At 42.9% G+C, this 17763-nt stretch carries 15 protein-coding genes; 9 read left to right on the plus strand and 6 right to left on the minus strand.

The window, feature by feature from the left end; all coding sequences use genetic code 11:
- Nucleotides 1-63: 63 nt before the first annotated feature.
- From EPX21_RS06445 to EPX21_RS06455, 4 genes are all read left to right on the plus strand, one after another.
- The gene (locus EPX21_RS06445; protein ID WP_134088847.1) at nt 64-3099 is read left to right on the plus strand and encodes a SusC/RagA family TonB-linked outer membrane protein; all 3036 of its coding nucleotides are present in this window, start codon (nt 64-66) and stop codon (nt 3097-3099) included.
- Nucleotides 3100-3162: 63 nt separating this feature from the next.
- Nucleotides 3163-4650 carry a RagB/SusD family nutrient uptake outer membrane protein gene (locus EPX21_RS06450; protein WP_134088848.1) on the plus strand — a complete coding sequence of 496 codons (1488 nt, stop codon included), beginning with the start codon at nt 3163-3165 and terminating at the stop codon, nt 4648-4650.
- 131 nt (nt 4651-4781) lie between these two features.
- Nucleotides 4782-4940 carry a hypothetical protein gene (locus EPX21_RS22615; RefSeq protein ID WP_166670694.1) on the plus strand — a complete coding sequence of 53 codons (159 nt, stop codon included), beginning with the start codon at nt 4782-4784 and terminating at the stop codon, nt 4938-4940.
- Nucleotides 4941-5011: 71 nt separating this feature from the next.
- Nucleotides 5012-5605, plus strand: coding sequence for a DedA family protein (locus EPX21_RS06455; RefSeq protein WP_134088849.1), 594 nt, complete (start codon nt 5012-5014; stop codon nt 5603-5605).
- Nucleotides 5606-6004: 399 nt separating this feature from the next.
- Here EPX21_RS06455 and EPX21_RS06460 read toward each other — a convergent pair whose 3' ends face one another.
- Both EPX21_RS06460 and EPX21_RS06465 read right to left on the minus strand, forming a co-directional pair.
- Nucleotides 6005-6445, minus strand: coding sequence for a cold-shock protein (locus tag EPX21_RS06460; RefSeq protein ID WP_166670695.1), 441 nt, complete (start codon nt 6443-6445; stop codon nt 6005-6007).
- Nucleotides 6446-6588: 143 nt separating this feature from the next.
- Entirely contained in the window at nt 6589-7446 is an 858-nt protein-coding gene (locus EPX21_RS06465; RefSeq protein ID WP_134088851.1) for an RNA polymerase sigma factor RpoD/SigA, read from the minus strand.
- A 513-nt stretch (nt 7447-7959) separates the two neighbouring features.
- On the opposite strand from EPX21_RS06465, the gene EPX21_RS06470 reads away from it, so the two are divergent.
- Both EPX21_RS06470 and EPX21_RS06475 read left to right on the plus strand, forming a co-directional pair.
- Complete coding sequence (locus EPX21_RS06470) at nt 7960-8694, plus strand: acyl-CoA desaturase (protein WP_134088852.1); 735 nt, start codon at nt 7960-7962, stop codon at nt 8692-8694.
- 85 nt (nt 8695-8779) lie between these two features.
- Entirely contained in the window at nt 8780-9793 is a 1014-nt protein-coding gene (locus tag EPX21_RS06475) for a fatty acid desaturase (RefSeq protein WP_134088853.1), read from the plus strand.
- 124 nt (nt 9794-9917) lie between these two features.
- On the opposite strand, the gene EPX21_RS06480 is transcribed toward EPX21_RS06475, so the two are convergent.
- Nucleotides 9918-10889: a DUF1080 domain-containing protein gene (locus EPX21_RS06480; protein WP_134088854.1), complete on the minus strand. Its 972-nt coding sequence runs from the start codon at nt 10887-10889 to the stop codon at nt 9918-9920.
- 364 nt (nt 10890-11253) lie between these two features.
- Between EPX21_RS06480 and EPX21_RS06485 the strand changes: the two genes are divergently transcribed.
- The 3 genes from EPX21_RS06485 (at nt 11254) to EPX21_RS06495 (ending at nt 13605) form a co-directional block, all read left to right on the plus strand.
- The gene (locus EPX21_RS06485) at nt 11254-11517 is read left to right on the plus strand and encodes a hypothetical protein (protein ID WP_134088855.1); all 264 of its coding nucleotides are present in this window, start codon (nt 11254-11256) and stop codon (nt 11515-11517) included.
- 270 nt (nt 11518-11787) lie between these two features.
- Nucleotides 11788-12903 (plus strand): sensor histidine kinase, encoded by a 1116-nt coding sequence (locus EPX21_RS06490; RefSeq protein ID WP_166670696.1) that lies wholly within the window; start codon nt 11788-11790, stop codon nt 12901-12903.
- 3 nt (nt 12904-12906) lie between these two features.
- On the plus strand, nt 12907-13605 hold the full coding sequence (locus EPX21_RS06495) for a LytTR family DNA-binding domain-containing protein (RefSeq protein ID WP_134088857.1): 699 nt from the start codon (nt 12907-12909) through the stop codon (nt 13603-13605).
- Here EPX21_RS06495 and EPX21_RS06500 read toward each other — a convergent pair.
- The 3 genes from EPX21_RS06500 to EPX21_RS22620 are packed head-to-tail and all read right to left on the minus strand — an operon-like array spanning nt 13591 to nt 17244.
- Nucleotides 13591-16653: a lantibiotic dehydratase gene (locus EPX21_RS06500; protein WP_134088858.1), complete on the minus strand. Its 3063-nt coding sequence runs from the start codon at nt 16651-16653 to the stop codon at nt 13591-13593. The two genes, EPX21_RS06495 and EPX21_RS06500, sit on opposite strands and share 15 nt — an antisense overlap.
- 12 nt (nt 16654-16665) lie before the next feature.
- Nucleotides 16666-17055 (minus strand): LytTR family DNA-binding domain-containing protein, encoded by a 390-nt coding sequence (locus EPX21_RS06505; protein ID WP_134088859.1) that lies wholly within the window; start codon nt 17053-17055, stop codon nt 16666-16668.
- A 33-nt stretch (nt 17056-17088) separates the two neighbouring features.
- Nucleotides 17089-17244, minus strand: coding sequence for a hypothetical protein (locus EPX21_RS22620; RefSeq protein ID WP_166670697.1), 156 nt, complete (start codon nt 17242-17244; stop codon nt 17089-17091).
- Nucleotides 17245-17763 lie beyond the last annotated feature (519 nt).

Here is a 17763-nt window from a genome sequence, read left to right on the forward strand (position 1 = left end):
CTTGATCCAAGAGAAAGAAATTTAACCGGCTCCGAAAAAAAGTAGCCCAAAAACTTGTAATTAATTAGAGTATATGAAAACGGAAATTTTAGCTTGGCCGGCGTTCCGAAAAGTGGTGTTATTGTCGCAAGTTATTTGGGATATGGTACCAAGGAAGTTGCCATTTCTGGTCAAAGTTCCGTAGCAATACAGTTGAGCTCCGAAGAAAACGCCCTGGATGAAGTGGTCGTTGTTGCTTATGGTAGCGTAAATAAAGCATTAGCCACTGGGTCGTCCGGAAAAATCAGTGCCGAGTCAATCGAAAAGCGCCCCATAACAAACGCGCTTAACTCCATCGCCGGGTCAGCCCCTGGCGTGCAAGCAACGGCAAGTGGCGGTGCACCCGGCGCAAGTCCGGAGATCCGTATCCGGGGATTTGGATCGCTTGCTGCGGAAAATGGAGCGTTGATCGTGCTAGACGGTGCCGTATTCGATGGTGATATGTCTGGAATCAACCCTGAAGATATCGAATCAATTTCAGTGCTGAAAGATGCGGCCACAACAGCTATGTATGGTTCGCGTGGTGCCAATGGCGTTGTCCTGATTACCACTAAGAAAGGAAAGCTCGACAGCAAAAACCTCAGTGTAAAGGCTAGTAAAGGCTGGATCAGTAGAGGGCTACCTGAATACGATCGGGTTTCAGCCGAACAATATTATCCCCTAATGTGGGAAACCTACCGTAACTCCTTGGCTTATGGTAATTCTGCTATTCCTTTGGACATCGCGGGGAGTATTGCTGCCGGACAAACCACCCAGTACAACAATCGCGATTATACAGGCATCGCCCGTCAATTAGGTTATAATCCTTTCAATGTTCCTGATAATGAGGTTGTCGATGCGAACGGAAATTTAAACCCAAATGCCAGGTTGCTATATCCGGATGATCTGAATTGGGATGAGCAAACCACACAGGGCGGAAAACAACGCCAGAACTATAATTTGAACTATAGTGGCGGTTCGGCCAGTTCAGATTACTATGGATCTTTTGGTTATACCGATGAACAGCGCTATTTGATCAAATCAAACCTAAAACGCTATACTGGGCGATTAAGCGTGAATACGCAACCGTTGGATTTCTTTAAGACCGGTTTAAATATAAGCGGTAACTATTCGAATGCACAGTATGATAACGCGGAAGACGGAGGAACCAGTTTTATCAATCCCTTCTATATTTCGCGGTTTATCGGGCCTATTTATCCGGTGCATCTACACGATGAAAACGGCGCCTTGGTTAGAGATGCCAACGGCCAACCTCAGTACGATTTTGGTGATAGACGTCCTTTCGCTGCAGGAAGACATGCGGTTTATGAGAACTTAATGGATTCGCAAAAAAGAACAAGAGGTCAGATAAACGCCCGTGCTTATGGAACGGTTTTCATTTTACCGGGATTAAAAGCAACGACGAATATCAGCTTCGACTTGTTGGATGACCATAACCGTCTGTATGATAACCCTGTAATCGGTGATGGTGCACCTTCGGGCCGTGGCTATCAATATTTCTATCGTACAACCAGCTATACCTTTAACCAGTTATTGGAATATACCAAAAGCTTTGGCAAGCATAACCTAAACGTCTTGGCGGGCCATGAGAACTATAGCTACAAATACAACAACTTCAACGGAAGTAGAAGTGGCGTTATTGCAGAGGGAATTACTGAATTAGCTAACTTTGCTACTGTTTTGGGTTTAACCTCTTATGAACATAATGCAACGATAGAAAGTTACCTTTCTCGCGTGAATTATGATTATGACGGGAAATACATTTTAAGTGGAAGCTTACGTAGAGACGGAAACTCGAAATTTGCACCGGGTGTTCGTTGGGCAAACTTCTGGTCATTAAGTGGTGCCTGGAATATCGATCGTGAGAACTTCTTCGACGTGTCGTGGGTAGATCAATTGAAGTTCCGCGCATCCTACGGTACGGTGGGTAACGATCGGGGCGACGATGCTTTCGGCTATTACCCTTATCAAGCACTATACCTTCTAGGGCGCAATAACCAAAGTGAGGCGGGTTTCACACAAAATACCTTAGCTAATGAAGACTTAACATGGGAAACAGCTAAGAATTTCGACTTAGGACTTGATTTTAGCTTGTTTAAAGGAAGATTAGGCGGTAGCTTCGAGTTTTTTAATCGCGAAACCAGTGGCTTGATATTCGCAGTGCCACAACAAATGGCTAATGGCGGTAACTATTCCGGCAGCGACAATGGATTTTTCAAGATCAATCGTAACATAGGAAACCTGTATAACCGCGGTGTCGAATTGGAATTACGCGGACAAATTGTGAACACGAGCGATTTCAAATATTCGGCCACCCTGAATTGGACGACGCTTAAAAATCAAATTACGAAGATGCCGGACGATCAGCCTTTGATCCAGGATGGCACCAAAGCCTATAGCGTAGGCCATTCGGTTTATGATTTTTATATGAGACGTTTTTATGGCGTAGATCCAGAGAATGGACAAGCTCTTTATTATACCAATCAGGAAACGGCAAATACACGTGTGATCGGAGACGATATCGTTACCAACCAGATCGGTGAGGCGAATTATACCTATACCGGAGACTCGGCCATTCCGGATTTCTTCGGTGCGATGAGCCATAATCTAAGCTATAAAGATTTTTCCCTATTCGTACAGTTTACCTACCAAGTGGGAGGCAAAGTATACGATAACGCTTATCGCTCTTTGATGCATGGCGGTACTTACGGGACAGCGATGCATGTGGATGCCTTGAAACGCTGGCAAAATCCAGGCGATATTACCGATGTGCCTAGACTGGATAACGGTCAAGTAACCAATTACTCCGGTGCAAGCGATCGCTTTTTAACAGACGCTTCCTATTTCCAATTGAATACGGTGTCGTTAAGTTACTCGCTGCCAAAAAAATGGTTGACGCCTTTGAAAGCGCAAAACGCAAACGTGTATTGCAGTGCGGAAAATTTAGCCCTGTGGACAAAAAGGAAAGGGATGAATACGGTAGGCGCGTTTAATGGAACGGTTGACAATACGTATAACTTAAACCGGGTAGTTTCAGTAGGTGTAAATTTAACTTTTTAACCTGGATACGGAAACGAGCAAATAGGATAAATGAACGCGCTTTTGCGCAAATAAGATAATAAAATGAAGAAGTTTTTTAGTAACAGTATCGTAATGCTTGCTTTGCTAATGGCGATGAGCGGTTGCAGCAAGGATTATTTGGAGACGAGGCCGACGAACCAGGTGTCTGCAGACGAGGCTTTCAGTACCACTACGAATGTATGGGCAGCATTGAATGGTATTCACCGTATCATGTACTCCCAAATTTTCGGAGTACAGGCGCAAGGTGGACAAAGTGGAAATATGCTTTATATGGATATCATCGGAGACGATATGGTATTCAATAACACATCTAGCTCTTGGTTACGCAATGAATACCAATGGATCGGACACCGTAACCCGACGGAGCGGATGCTTTATTACAACTACCAGTTCTATTACGTGATCATTGGAAACGCTAACATGATTTTAGCAAATGTAGATCAGGCGGAAGGTCCGGAAGAAGATAAAGCTATATTGAGAGGGCAGGCCTTGGTTTACCGAGCTTGGTCGTATTACCAGATGGTTCAGCTTTTCGGGGAGCGTTATGTTGCCGGCGCAGCGAACGATGGTTTAGGTGTTCCTTTGGTGTTAGAACCTAGTCAGGAAATGAAACCGAGAAATACCGTTGAGGAAGTATATACTCAGATCAATGCGGATCTCGATGCGGCAATTCCTTTATTAGAAGGCTACACAAGGGCAAATAAATCGCATCTCGATAGCCATGTGGCTAAAGGGATCAAGGCGAGGGTAGCGCTGACCCAAGGGAATTGGGAATTGGCTGCCTCCAATGCCCGCGAAGCGCGCGCTGGTTTTAATCTAATGACTAACGCGGCTATGTTGGAAGGTTTCAATAATTACGATAATCAGGAATGGATGTGGGCATCCCGTATTCAGTCTGATCAAACGAATTATTTTTATTCCTTTTTTGCTTATATGTCGTCCAACTATAATTCTACAGTAATCCGTACGAGTCCTAAATCGGTATTCTCTGTGTTATACAATAGGATTTCCGATACAGACATCCGTAAAAAATGGTGGGATCCAACTGGAGAAAATACAGAAGAGTTTCGTGTGCCGGAAAATGGGTCAAGGTATCGTTATATGAGTCGTAAGTTCGTAGTGGCTGACGAAAGCTTGAGTATAGGCGATGTGCCTTATATGCGCGCAGCGGAAATGTACCTGATCGAGGCCGAAGCTTTGGCGAGAAGTGGCAACGAGGCAGCAGCAGTAGATGTTTTATACAGCTTTGCCGTAAATCGCGACCCTTCTTATAAGCGCAGCAACAATACCGGCGAGGCCTTGATAGACGAAATTATGGTGCAGCGTCGTGTCGAATTGTGGGGTGAAGGCTTCCGCTTCTATGATTTGAAAAGAACGAATTCGCCTTTGGATAGGGAAGGAGGTAACCACAGTGCTACCAATGCCAATAATCTGATGGAGGTTCCGGCAGGAGATAAAAGGTGGCAGTTCTTAATTCCACAGGACGAAATCAATAATACCAATGGTTTAGTGGTGCAGAACCCGTTATAGCATTAGCGTCATTAAAAAGTGGGCAGCTCACCGGATAATTTCGGTGGGCTGTCTTTGTTTTATAAGCGTTTCGGAGGCGATACCGGGTATTTTAAACCCAGATTACGCGTTAGGAATTAAAACGAAAGGAAATGATCCAAAACCTTCATGCAGGTATGCAAACGAATTACGAGTTTCGTACAGAAGGTTCTTTCTGGCCTCTGAAAACGAACACGCTCAGAAAAAACAGGCATGAAATAGGGAATGAGACATACCGGGGTATGGCGAATGAGCTATTGAAATGGATGTAAAGGAGCATTTCATTGCAGTTCATGAGCTAATGCGTATTCTGGGTTAAATTCGAATTATGTAAGTTTGCGGTATGTTGGATAGCGAAACCTTACTGAACCAGGGAGGTCTATTGTTCTTGATTTTTTCGGTTTATGGACAAATCGGTTTAGTATTTCTCTTTTTTTTGCCCAGCGGTGGGTTCATGTTCACCGCCGGTGTACTGATTGCCGCAGGGCGATATCACTACGATCTGGTAACACTTTGTGTGTTGCTGACAATCGCAGCTATAGCAGGAAACATAACGGGATATGTAGTTGGTAAAAGCATGGCGCCTTACTTACAGAAACGGAGAGATTCCCGATTCTTTAAACAGGAGTATGTGTCGGCTGCCCAACGCTTTTTTCAAAAACATGGTGCAATAGCCATTTCCGTGGCCCTCTTTTTTCCGGTCGTTCGTACTTTTGTACCGATCGTCGCAGGGGTTACCAAACTGCAGTTTTATCGTTTTTTGGCTTTTGCTTCACTCGGATCAGTGCTTTACGTGGTCGGGTTTTCATTTTGCGGCTACCTAGTTGGCAAAGTACCCGTCCTGAAACCTTATCTTAATTACATTATCGCTGCCATCATTATAAGCTTGACGTCTCCAGCTCTTATACGCATTGTAAAAGCGGTAAAGAATGTGTAGCGAAATATGGCAGTAGGAGCACTGCCGGAAAATATGAGTGAAAAAGGTGCGATTGCTATAAAGTGATCGGCTGAACCTAAGCGATAAAAGCAGAAAAAAGAAAAGCCTTCAACCGGGGAGATTGAAGGCTTTTACTAACCAATTATAAACCTAAATTATGATGGTACAAATATCGCCTTGCGAAGGCACTTTTTCAAACAATTAACATATTTTAACAAAATGCAATCGTGGTTTTTTGCTGATTCCGCGGCGTCAGGCATAAAAAAACCTTGCGATCGTCACGACGGCAAGGCTGAGCATAGTATTAATGCAATATAACTGTCGGGTATTAACCCTAAAAAAATGATTTTGTTTGTATAAGCTTAAAACAAATCGACGTTAGAACGCCAACCATCGCTGTTACACCAATTGAATTTCATAAGCTTGTAATCCCCGGGGACCTTTCCGCGTCTTAAAAGTAACGGCATCATCTACTTTGATTGATTCGGGCGCTTCGGCAATAAGAAAAAACACGCGCTCTCCGTGGGCATTATTAAGAAAACCCCATCCGCGTTGCTCATTGTAGTATTTTACCTTTCCTTGCTGTATATCGTCTTCCTCCACCATTTTAGGTGTACTGATTTGAATTTCTTCTACGTTGAATTTCTGCTTTTTAAGTTCTACGGGCTTTTCGGTTGTCAAGTTTCCATTTTCATCCACATACGCCAGCATATCTTCCAATGATTTCCCTTTGTCGGATTGGCTATTTCTGTTCTCCTTTCTTAGCTCCTTTTCTTTCTTCTTTTGCTCACGTTTTTTAATATTTTCTTTTTTTCTGAATGTTTCTTGACTTCTACCCATGTATTGTTGTTTAATGATTATGAAATGAAATAGACCCTGTTTACAATGAAAAAGGAGACCCATGAAAAAGGAGACCGGAGACAGAGTATTGAGGTTTTGTACAAATATACGAAATTTTATCGAAGCCGTAAAGAGGTACTTAACTAAAGATGTAGCAACAAGTCGCGCCCTGATGAAGAATTTTTAATTTGTAAAAGTGTTTTCGCTTTCAATTGCCTGATCCGCTCCGGAGTGAGCTTTAGGCGATAAGCGATCTCATCTAGCGTCTGCGGCTCGTGGTTGTTTAATCCATAGAACATAGTAAGGATTTGTCGTTCTCTGCCTGAAAGGCGTTTTAGTACTTGATCGATCCGAATAAAAAGGGAATCTTGGATTAATTGCTGATCCGTAGCGGGATCGTTGCTTGCTAGACTGTCCGACAGACGCTCTTCCTCGGAAAAGACCGATGGAGCGTCGATTGACACTTGCCGCTCAGCATTGACGACGGAAGTGATTACTTTATCGACCGACGTGCCTAATTCCACAGCTAATTCTTCCACGCTTGGCTCTCGCTCTAAACGCTGCTCCATCTCTGCTTGCAATCTACGCAATTTGATTAAATTGCTGATCTGATTTCCAGGGAGCCGCACCGCTCTAGACTGGACGGAGATCGCGGATATAATGCTCTGGCGAATCCACCATACGGCATAAGAAATAAATTTAAAGCCTTTGGTTTCATCAAAGCGTTTAGCTGCCTTCACCAAACCGGCATTTCCCTCATTAATTAAATCTTCGAGCACCATGCCTTGGTGTTGATATTGTTTTGCCACCGAAATAACGAACCTTAAATTCGCCTTGGTCAGCCGCTCTAAAGCGCCTCGATCTCCTTCCCTGATTTTTTCTGCAAGGGCGACCTCCTCATCGGCGTTTATCAATTCAAATTTGCTTACTTCGCTTAAATACAGACTCAGGGAACGGTTATTACGGTTAGTAATCGAATCCGAAATTTTTAATTGTCTCATTAGTCGTTTTTGGTGTTTGCATAAAGGACTTTTATGTAAAGTGCCTCCCAATAGAAATACGCGTCTGCGTATGAGAACACCTACATAATAGTATCCTTATTGTGTAATTACTTTCTTCCGTCTTTGTGTACATACAATGAAGCAGTGTCATCATTCGCGCGGATTCAAAACTATTTATCCTTAAAGACGCTCTGCTTCTTAAGAGGGGCATAATCTATAGCCTCGGGCCTACCTAGTAGTTCCATATCTACCAAGTGACCCTTAATTCGTTGGAGATATGTAGTAAAGGTAATAAATTAATTGAAAACCAATTAATTAAATCCGCTTTATTTGTCCACTATGATCTGTATGGTGCTTACTTTTACTTGTTATTGTCAACCGAAAAAGCTACCTTTACGTTTTAGAGATACAGTAAGCATTCTTCAGGTTGCCACTTTCCTTTTTCTACAATTAAAGTGGGCTTCAAAAATTTTTCTGCATTCTTTATTTGAGGTTGTTACACAAATTAATTTTATGGTTATTCTTCTTTTTTTTACTGGACTATGGTATTTGTCCTTATTCTCACAAACTTTCTTTCAACATCGGTATGCAGCACACGGATCTTTCACGATGAGTAAATTCTGGGAACGTTTCTTCTTTGTTTTTTCGTATCTCACACAGGGATCTTCTTATATGAGCCCGCGAGCCTATGCTGTCATGCACCGTATGCACCATGCCTATACGGATACGGAGCAAGACCCGCATTCTCCCCAATTCTCTACTAACATTTTCACTATGATGTGGCGTACACGCGGCTTCTATGCAGCTGTCGTTAAAAATACAAAGGCTGTTGAACCTCGTTTTCTCAAAAATTTGCCCGAATGGAAAGCATTCGACCGTTGGGCCGGTTCGGGCCTATCACGGCTTTTATGGGTAGCCGCTTATGTTTCTTTCTTTGTCTTATTTGCTAACTCGTACTGGTGGTTTTTACTTTTACCGATCGTGGTCACAATGGGTGCATTTCACGGGGCAATTATTAATTGGTTCGCTCATAAATATGGCTATATAAATTTTCGACTGCGAAACACCTCTAAGAATCTGTTTGTGATTGATGTACTCATGCTAGGAGAATCCTACCACAATAATCATCATAAGAATCCTTCGTCGGTAAATTTTGGAACGCGCTGGCATGAAATAGATCCGGTTTATCCGATCATCGTGCTGCTTAAGTGGTTTAAAATCATTCGTTTTACCAAGGTGACCCCATAAATTAACTCGCTAAATGTTAAGTTATGTTAAGCTTTAAGCTCAACGGGCGTTTTGCCGATTAATTGATGTACCTTACCCCAATTATATGATATTACTAGATAAAGTGTTAGATCCGCCATCGTACGGTTGGTCAGATCAAAACGGAGCCTTCAATAAGCCTACCGTGAAGCAAATGCTCCGTGAATTTTTAAAACGAATGAATATATTTCAGTCCAAAAAAAACTGGTTACCCTTGTTCAGCTGGACTCGAGTCGTATTACTTATTCCGCTCTTATTCCTTTTCTTATTTCAATATTTCAGTATTCCTTTATTGATTGCTGCCTTCGTATACAGTATGATCATTATGGGAACGCATGGAACGATTTGGCACCATCGGTATTGTACCCATAAAGCCTATCGGTTTAAGAATCGGTTTTGGCGGGTACTTACACAGAATCTTACCATTAGCATGATTCCAGAAGAAATTTACGCGATTTCCCATCACGTGCATCATGCCAAATCTGATAAGCCCGGCGATCCCTATAACGCCAGCGGAGGTTTTCTGTATTGCTTCCTGGCTGATGTCAACCACCAGCCCATCGCGAAAAATCTTAGTGCCGAAGAGTATAAACAAACGATACGGTTGATGGCCCACACAGGCGTAAAAGCGAATTGTTACGAAAAATATCAAAAATGGGGTTCTATCGTACATCCGCGTAATGCCATCTTCGCATGTTTAGTAAATTGGCTGGTGTGGTACGCGCTGTTCTTTATAGTCGGTGGTCATGCACTAGCCTGTGCGCTCTTTGGAGCGGCAGCATTTTGGGCCGTTGGCGTACGCACCTTTAACTATGAAGGACACGGAAAAGGAAAAGACAAGCGTAAGAAGGGTTACGACTTAAATGAAAAAGATCTCTCGATCAATCAACTCTGGCCGGGCTTTGTGGCCGGAGAATGGCATAACAATCATCACTTATATCCAAGCAGCGCACGCTCTGGTTTTTTAAAACACCAGGTAGATTTAGCTTGGTATTATATTAAGTTTCTTCACTTGGTTGGTGGCGTAACGTCTTATCATGATTCTAAAGCTTCCTTTTTAAGAAAATACAAACAGGCTTAGACGGAGGTAACCGTGCCGATTGCAAAACAGTAGTACATTAGAATGGAACCGGTGCGCGAACATCAGAAGGAACAAATAGCCAGCAAAGCAAAACGCTGGCTATTTTGTTTTTTATGGAGAGAAACTATTTGGCAGGCGTAATAACAATTTTTCTAAATTCAACAGGGCCGTGGTCTCCCTGGATGTAGATCGGCCCCGGCTCACCCTCATTGCTATTGAGTGCGCCTCCGGTGATGCCCGGGATCTCTTGGTTGGAAATAATCGTTTTCCCATTAGCCACAATGGTAACCATTCTTCCCACCAACGTAATGTCATAGATCTGCCATTCGCCCGGGCCTTTTACCGCCATTTCACTTGGGACTAAAAAACCATACACACCGCCAAATAGGTGGCTATTAGGATGGTCCGTTTTAGGATTATCGATAATCTGCACTTCGTATCGTCCTCTCAGGTACACACCGCTGTTGCTGCCTTCGCTATACCGAAACTCTACGTGCAACTTAAAATCGTTAAACTCTTTTTCGGATACTAGGTTGGCACCGGAATGTGGACTTGTTAAGACGCCGTCTTTTACCAGCCACTGGTTCTCATTTCCCAAGGCCTTCCAGCCGGTTAAATCTTTTCCGTTAAATAATTCGATCGGTTTGTCCCACTTAGGCGCACTTGTCCTTACGAGATATGGGGCCTTAACACCGGTAAATGATTGTTTTATGCCGGCACTGGTTGTAATCGAACCTTTTATACGATCGCCCGATATGGTCCCTTCCAAAACGAGGTCACGCTCCTCCCGTTCCCATTGCGGAGGAATGGAAAAACTGAATTTGCCGTTCTCAAAATTAATCTTCGCAACTGGCCGCGCACTCCCTCCGGTCCCGACGAAGCGTCCCACCAATGTTTTAAAACCCGACAGTTCAACTTCCAACCACGACGGTGCCGGTTTGCCGTTTTCGTCGACAGTGATATCCCAGCGTCCAATGAGCTCGCCACCTTGCACCGCATTGCTATGAATCGGTGCGACCTGTGCCTGCGCACAGAAAGGCTCGGCTATAGCCAACAACAAACTACAGGCTAGGCCTAAAAAAAGTTTCTTTTTCATAAATATGGTATTCAATAGTCATTAAGGTCAATAAAGATATTGTTTTTTAGCCATACACAAAATTTTTAAGGGCTTCCGACGAGCGCAATCGACAGCGAAGTTGCTATATGTAAAAATTAACTTCTTATTGGCGCTTATCAAAAAAATCACGTTTCGTGTAAGGTAGAGCGGTTTCTGTGTAAATTTTTTTAAAGCCGTCGCCGAACTTACTATTTTTATAGTAGCATAAAGAAAAAACATATTATCAACAGAAGCCATATGCTACTACAGGAAAATCTAAGGTCTAAAAAAATGCTGTTTCGTAGTGCTGCGTAGCGAAAAGAATTCGCGGAAGTGATAATTTTCTAAATAAAAACAGGCAAACATGAGAAATCGAATATCGTTTATCTTGATGGGACTAATTGTTATTTTACTTTTGGGGCCCGACTTTTCCACTTGGTTACAACAGGGCGGTTTGCAATTCGGTCAGCCCTTCTCTTATCTAGAGGTGCAAGGTCTTGTTTCTTCGCAGGGAAGAGGTACAACCATCGGCGTGATGCCGACCAACTTGCTTATAGATTTGATGTTAGGCATCGTTTCATTCCTGCTTTATATGTTATGGATGTTTTTGAGAAAAAAAAGTGTGTGAGTTGGACACACCTATTTCGAACCTTCGGAAATTAAGAACGCCCTTTACCTCCCATTTCAAAAGCGATTTTGTATAAATGCGGCTGCTTGTTGCAGACCACTAAAGTTTGTTGCATTAAAGTAAAATATCGATAGGGTTTGTTTGAAGCAAAAAACTAAAAGCCCTATCCATCGCGCTCGAACTTGTCGGTTCTTCAAAAGTGATTCGTTACCGAAAATAAAAGCTATTTTTACGGCACTTACCGATCGATCACAGATGAGATTCCACGAGATGCTACGAATTCTACTGCCAAATGAAACAGCTAGCCCGAGGCCAGGATTACGCTTTACTTATCATTGCTGTTTTTGGTGTTTAATTACAGCGATCTACTATTTTAATTATTATCGGCTAGTCGGCAATGCTGAGCATGTATGGATTTTTGTGGCGAAAGAGTTGCTGGTTGTTATGAGTGCCTTTTACTCTTTATCTTCCCAAAAGGTAGTAAACGTGTTTGCAAACCCGCGAGGCCTTCTGTATGTGCTGTTGTGGATTGCCGTGCTATACGTTTTATGGGCGTTAAGCACCTATGCAGCATGCGTGATATTTCAGACTGTTTTTAAAAACTATGGTCCGCGCTTTGGCAAATACCTCGAGCTCGTATTGATGGATGGACCCTTCGGCATCATTAAAAACGTGTACATATTTGCGCTCGATTTTATTTTCCTCATTTCGCTACCTGTCGGACCAAAATTTGTAAAAATTATGTTAGAACAGGTGCTTACCAAAACCCGATTAGAAAGAGACAATTTGGAGCTTGAGCTCAATTTTCTTAAATCACAGATCAATCCTCATTTCTTGTTTAATACACTTCACAATATCTATCAGTTACTGGATATCGACTACGACAACGGGCGTGATATGGTCTTGAGGCTCTCAACCCTGATGCGATATACGCTGTACGAATCGCAAAGCCATTTTATCCCTCTTCAGAAGGAGCTCGAATTTATCGAAGATTTTATGGCGCTTATGCGTATCAGGTATGGGGAAGGCGTGCGTATCGAAGCAAACATTGTGGAGGTGAAAGAACCGTACAAAATAAGTCCCTTAATGCTTATACCCTTTGTGGAAAATGCTTTTAAACATGGTCCGGACCGAAGTCCGAATAACAATTTTGTATCTGTCAATATCCAGCTGAACAATGATTTTATCATGCTCGACGTGCAAAACCGGATAGAAACGCCATCGAACACCGATAAAGTCAGCGATGCAGCGCACATAGGAGGCGTTGGGATGACGAATGTTTTACGGAGGCTTGAGCTACATTACAAAGACAAATATCGCTTGGAATATGGAAGCCACGGAAATCTATATTCCGTACATTTGGAAATAAATTTGAAATTTAGTTGAGATATGGTGCAATGTATTTTAATTGAAGATGAGCCTTTGGCAAGAAAAGGCATTAGCCAACATATCACGCAAATACCCTTTGTCCATCTGGAAGCCAGCTTCGAAAATGCCATGGAGGCCATCGTATTTCTGAGTAAACACGAGGTTGATATCGTGATTTCGGATATCAATATGCCCGGTGTTAATGGAGTGGATTTCCTGAAATCCTTATCTAAAAGGCCGCTCTTTATCTTCATTACCGGCAGGCCTGATTATGCGCTGGAGAGCTTTGAGCTGGAGGTTTTTGACTATATTTTGAAACCCTATTCATTCGAAAGGCTCTTTAAGGCCCTGTCTAGAGCGCAGACGCACCTCTCCAAACGGGAGGCAGCAGAGAAAGTAGAAGTAGGTACCTTTACGATTAAAGAGAACTATAGAAATTACCTCGTGCCTTATGAAGAGATACAATATATTGAAGGCGATAAAGAATACATCCGGATATCCACCATCGAGCGGGAGTTCCTCATTGTCTACTCACTGAAGAAAATCACGAATGATCTGCCTTTGGATATTTTTATCAGGACCCATAAATCCTACATTGTCAATAAAGCATTTGTGCGGGCGGTGGATCCCGACAAGGTTATTATGAAGGGCAGTATTAAAGATATTCCGATAGGTACGACTTATCGGGACGAGGTATATAAAAAATTAGTGCACCACTAGCGAAGTTTTTTCTAAGCGGGGCGCTTTTCCAATTCTGGCTAATGTAGATCGATAATGCTTCGCTAAATAGAAATAAACTACCATTTCATTGGCTCGCTGATCAGAAAAGAAAAGCTTGTTAAGAAACATATGGCTTAGGCTTCCAATCAGTTTGCTTTTGTCCGACTTCCGCAGTCTCCGCGTTGCAAGTAGCGAAAAGAGTTTGCAATACCGTTTGTCGAAAATATCCTTAAACAGCGGTTCTGCTGTTTGTGGTACGTCGTTTTTAAGTACCTGCGCTATGGCGGCGGAGCTATGTCGATAATTCAGATTAATCTGTTTTTGCTGCTTCTTGTCGAGATCAAACTCTTTCGATAAGGCCAGGCTCCATGATTCGGTTAACTCAAAGCGCTCCGATAAACTGAAGCCAAAGAGCTCAAGAAGTTGATCGGTGGCTTTCAGTCCGAATAACCAGGGGGTGGTGGCGTCTTCTTTGTTTGGTCGCTGTAAAAAGCAGAGTACGGCGGTGGAATCAATAGCAAAGACGGATTCACAGAGCTCCATATTGTCCGATCCATAACGCTCAATCTCGCGCGTATAGGTGTCATGTTGCACCGTCCACACTTTGTTGTCGATCGTTAGGTATTCCAACGCTACCCGTATAATCTGCTGAATCTTGTTAATTGTCTGCTTGTTTTTCTTTGCGGCCAGAAAACGCAGTCGGATATGGAAGTCCGGATCATGATAGCGCACAAAAAACCATTTATCGATGAGGCCCTCATTTGTAAGCTGTTCTACCAATTCGGCTATATTATTCGTCAATAGCTCATCGGCACTTTTTTGCGCACAATAAAGCTTGAGGTAGATCCACTCACTTCCCGGCAAGAAACGCCGTTTTACTGTTTTTTCCAAGGCCGGTTTTGCGTATAAGGCACTGTCGGCGGTTACGATGGATTTAAACGGAAGGATCAGCTCATTTACAAAGGACTGGCCTTGAGTATTCGCGACAATGGGGCTTTGTTGGGCTACAGACTCATAAAGTGTTACATCGCCTAAAGCCAATTTGTCCAAAAGAAGTTGTATACCCCATGGCGTCTGTAGATTGATATACAGTTCGTTATCGCCTTCGGCGATCAGTACCTCGTTCGGCAAAGTCAAATCCACTTGTAAACGCTTAATCAAGGCCTTGCCCTCTTGATGCGCCTTTGCACATTTCCTGACATACCAACGTGCACGCGATAGGATGAGGTGCTTATAAATTACCCGCGGTAAAAAGGGTGTCTCTTTATACTTGTCCCATTTCCAATGAATAGAAAAGGGCGTGTCCTGGTATTGCAGATCGGATAAGAAACGATAAATCGAAATGCCCTGTTGAAAATTATGTGCACAGCTCAGGCGCGGTATAACTCGTTTATTAAGCTTCCTTGAAAACAAAAGTATCTGGTTGTTGCGGACGGAAATGCTGAGATCTGATAGCAGAATCTGCTGTTCATCGTCTTTCCGCGTAGCGCCCAGTATGGGAATTTCATAGCTGTATAAAGAAGGACGTTGCAGGATATTCCCCAATTTGCCTTCAGGCATGTGCACAATGTCTGCCAGAACAGCTTCTTCGAAGCAACTTTCTTCATAGCGTGCGCAGCGTTTCAGGTTTTCCTTGAGCGCCTCGTCCATATAAGCGAAGCGCGACATTAAGTTAATTGCCGACGAGCCACTACATGCCAGCACATTAAATTGAAAATTACCTTTATCCAAGTCTTCGGCGCAATTTGCCAGTAGGTTGCCGATGGTGTAAAACGTAGGGGCTACGGTAGTTTCTTGATTCTTATGATCAAAAGCCGTATGTATTTTTTCCAGGTCTATATGTTTGGCATTCCCTAATAGCCCGTTAACAACCGCTTGGTCTTCCAGTGTTGCGCTTGCCGTCTTTTTGTCTTTGCGAATATGCAAATCGCTTATCAAGGGATGCTCTTTTTTATACTGGTCTTCCAGATCGCCGTAACCGATACCGACATCGCCATCCAATACTTCCAGAAGCGGTACGTCCATCATGTCGTAGCGCCTTTTAAATTTTTCCGCAAAAACTTGTAGGTCTCGCGGTATCGACGCCTGAAATAATGGGTGTAGCTCACATAGCTCATCTGCTATTAACTGCACGGCCGACTGTTTAAGCTGTACTTTTTCGGGGATAAACTTTTTATCGGCTTGTAACAATACCGGATGGGTATTCCGTTCTTCGATGGGCATTTCTCCCAAGTTGGATGATAACCTTTCCCGTACTGTTTGCAGTTCTTTGCTGTCGCCCGCCATTTCCTTTAACTTATGGTTCAACGCAGCAAGTTGATCTTCCCCCACAACCGGCGGCTCCAGTTCCCAAACCAGAAATTGATTATCTACCAAGCGCGATAAATAGGCGGTCACCCGCTCCCTTTCAATATCAAAATCGACTAAAAAAGCGATAAGCTCATCATAAGGCCTCCCTTCCTTTGCATATTCATATAAAACCTCCAGTAATGGATTTTTCTTAAGCCTAATCTGAAAAAACCTTTTTTTGCCCGCTACATTTTCATAGCGAATATATCGGAAGTAGCCGCCAATGGTGTTAATGCTGTTGTTCGTGTAAAACGTAATACCCTTTAAGGATTCTTCCTTTCCCCGTAGCAGATGGATGGTTTCTACGAGATAATCCATGCTCAAACGGGTATGTGTCTCCGAGCGGTCGCTAAGTCTTAATGTATTGGGGCCATCATTTACTGTGCCCATACATATTCCGGCAAAACTTCCAAATGGGGTAGGACGGGATGCCATGCGAGCGACATATTTATATAAGGTCAGTAGCAGCTTCTTATTCGGCTGGCGGCCTTCTTTTAGCCATTCAAGATAGCTGTTGTACAGCTCTTTGTTAGCGAAGGAGATGGCTTGTAGTACCGCTGGATTCGCTATCAATAAGTTATACAGACTTTGACCTAAGTCGGCACCATTGTCAATCGCATTGATCTTTTGAATTTCGTGTAAGGGCAAGCTCGGCGCTCTTAATAGAAAGAAACCAAGATGTTCTATACGGCTTAACATAACAGTATAGTGCTAGAGATAAGTATTGTTTGTTTGCAATAAGGAGTCGATGCACGCGCTAAATCGCTCAAAAGAAAACGGCTTCAACAATTCGACAACTTGACTGCTCGCTTCCGTTTTTTCCGATTCATTGAAAAATGAAATAGGCGAAGCCGAGGTGCTGATTATTAGTGAAGTAGGAGAGATTCGGTCTAAGATCTTAGCTATATCACCGTCAAACCCCGGTATTTTAAAGTCGAGGAAAACAATGTCGTGACTAGTAGTTTTGGTAATGGCCTGAAAATCAGGTATATTATTTATTACCGAGATGAGTATCAGATCCGGTCTTCTGCTAATATAGCCGTCAAGCATCTGTATTGCCAACGGCTCATCCTCCACAATAGCACAGGTTAGGCGTCGCATGTTTCCTGTTTAATTAGCGCTGACTACCGCTTATCAAATAAAATTCGAAGTCGTAAACGTCATACTGCTTACAGTCTCATCCTGGTCACCCAGATTCCGATTAAATTCCGGTCTGGCATCGACGTTGCAGACACGTTCTGCTTCAATGTTCAAATAGTTCTCAAGAAGTTGTTTGTCAATATTTTTCATGTCCTTTTGCTATTAATTCTTAGCAAGTTTCTACCAAAAGAATTTCATCTGCATTTTTATTTCACCAACTGCTGATCTTGTTATATCAATTTGCCTGAGCGCTCAATATTTGAAAATCAAAGTTGCTGATGAGGCTGTGGTCAGACCGTGGGACTTTCGGCGGGCGATGGTTAAGGGGCGGTATTGAGCGCTGGTAAGTTTATTCAACAAAAACGCTCCATTTGTGGAGGCAAAAGTGCGCTTTCAGATCTGTCTGAAATCATAAGGGGGTGATTGTTCCAAACTCAGTGATTTTATTTTTTTATTAATAGGTTGTTTACGAGTGTTTTATGGTGTTGGTTTCAACAGAATCAAAGAAAGTGTAGTAGTAGAATGCCAAATTGCCTGCGCAAGTACATTTAGCCGTCTAAAACTTCGTTAAGAACGGTGAGCGTCCTTACATTTGGCTTAAATATTTCGAATTGTACAATACGTTGTTCAATCTGAAACATGATCGAAGGTATTCCAGCGGCTATGTAG

The organism is Olivibacter sp. XZL3, from assembly GCF_004368405.1.
GTDB lineage: Bacteria > Bacteroidota > Bacteroidia > Sphingobacteriales > Sphingobacteriaceae > Olivibacter.

Coding starts and splice junctions, on each gene's coding strand:
- EPX21_RS06450 (WP_134088848.1), top strand. CDS start 3,163: ATGAAGAAGTTTTTTAGTAACAGTATCGTAATGCTTGCTTTGCTAATG.
- EPX21_RS22615 (WP_166670694.1), top strand. CDS start 4,782: ATGATCCAAAACCTTCATGCAGGTATGCAAACGAATTACGAGTTTCGT.
- EPX21_RS06470 (WP_134088852.1), top strand. CDS start 7,960: ATGGTTATTCTTCTTTTTTTTACTGGACTATGGTATTTGTCCTTATTC.
- EPX21_RS06485 (WP_134088855.1), top strand. CDS start 11,254: ATGAGAAATCGAATATCGTTTATCTTGATGGGACTAATTGTTATTTTA.
- EPX21_RS22620 (WP_166670697.1), bottom strand. CDS start 17,244: ATGAAAAATATTGACAAACAACTTCTTGAGAACTATTTGAACATTGAA.
- EPX21_RS06465 (WP_134088851.1), bottom strand. CDS start 7,446: ATGAGACAATTAAAAATTTCGGATTCGATTACTAACCGTAATAACCGT.
- EPX21_RS06460 (WP_166670695.1), bottom strand. CDS start 6,445: ATGGGTAGAAGTCAAGAAACATTCAGAAAAAAAGAAAATATTAAAAAA.
- EPX21_RS06505 (WP_134088859.1), bottom strand. CDS start 17,055: ATGCGACGCCTAACCTGTGCTATTGTGGAGGATGAGCCGTTGGCAATA.
- EPX21_RS06455 (WP_134088849.1), top strand. CDS start 5,012: ATGTTGGATAGCGAAACCTTACTGAACCAGGGAGGTCTATTGTTCTTG.
- EPX21_RS06495 (WP_134088857.1), top strand. CDS start 12,907: ATGGTGCAATGTATTTTAATTGAAGATGAGCCTTTGGCAAGAAAAGGC.
- EPX21_RS06480 (WP_134088854.1), bottom strand. CDS start 10,889: ATGAAAAAGAAACTTTTTTTAGGCCTAGCCTGTAGTTTGTTGTTGGCT.
- EPX21_RS06500 (WP_134088858.1), bottom strand. CDS start 16,653: ATGTTAAGCCGTATAGAACATCTTGGTTTCTTTCTATTAAGAGCGCCG.
- EPX21_RS06475 (WP_134088853.1), top strand. CDS start 8,780: ATGATATTACTAGATAAAGTGTTAGATCCGCCATCGTACGGTTGGTCA.
- EPX21_RS06490 (WP_166670696.1), top strand. CDS start 11,788: ATGCTACGAATTCTACTGCCAAATGAAACAGCTAGCCCGAGGCCAGGA.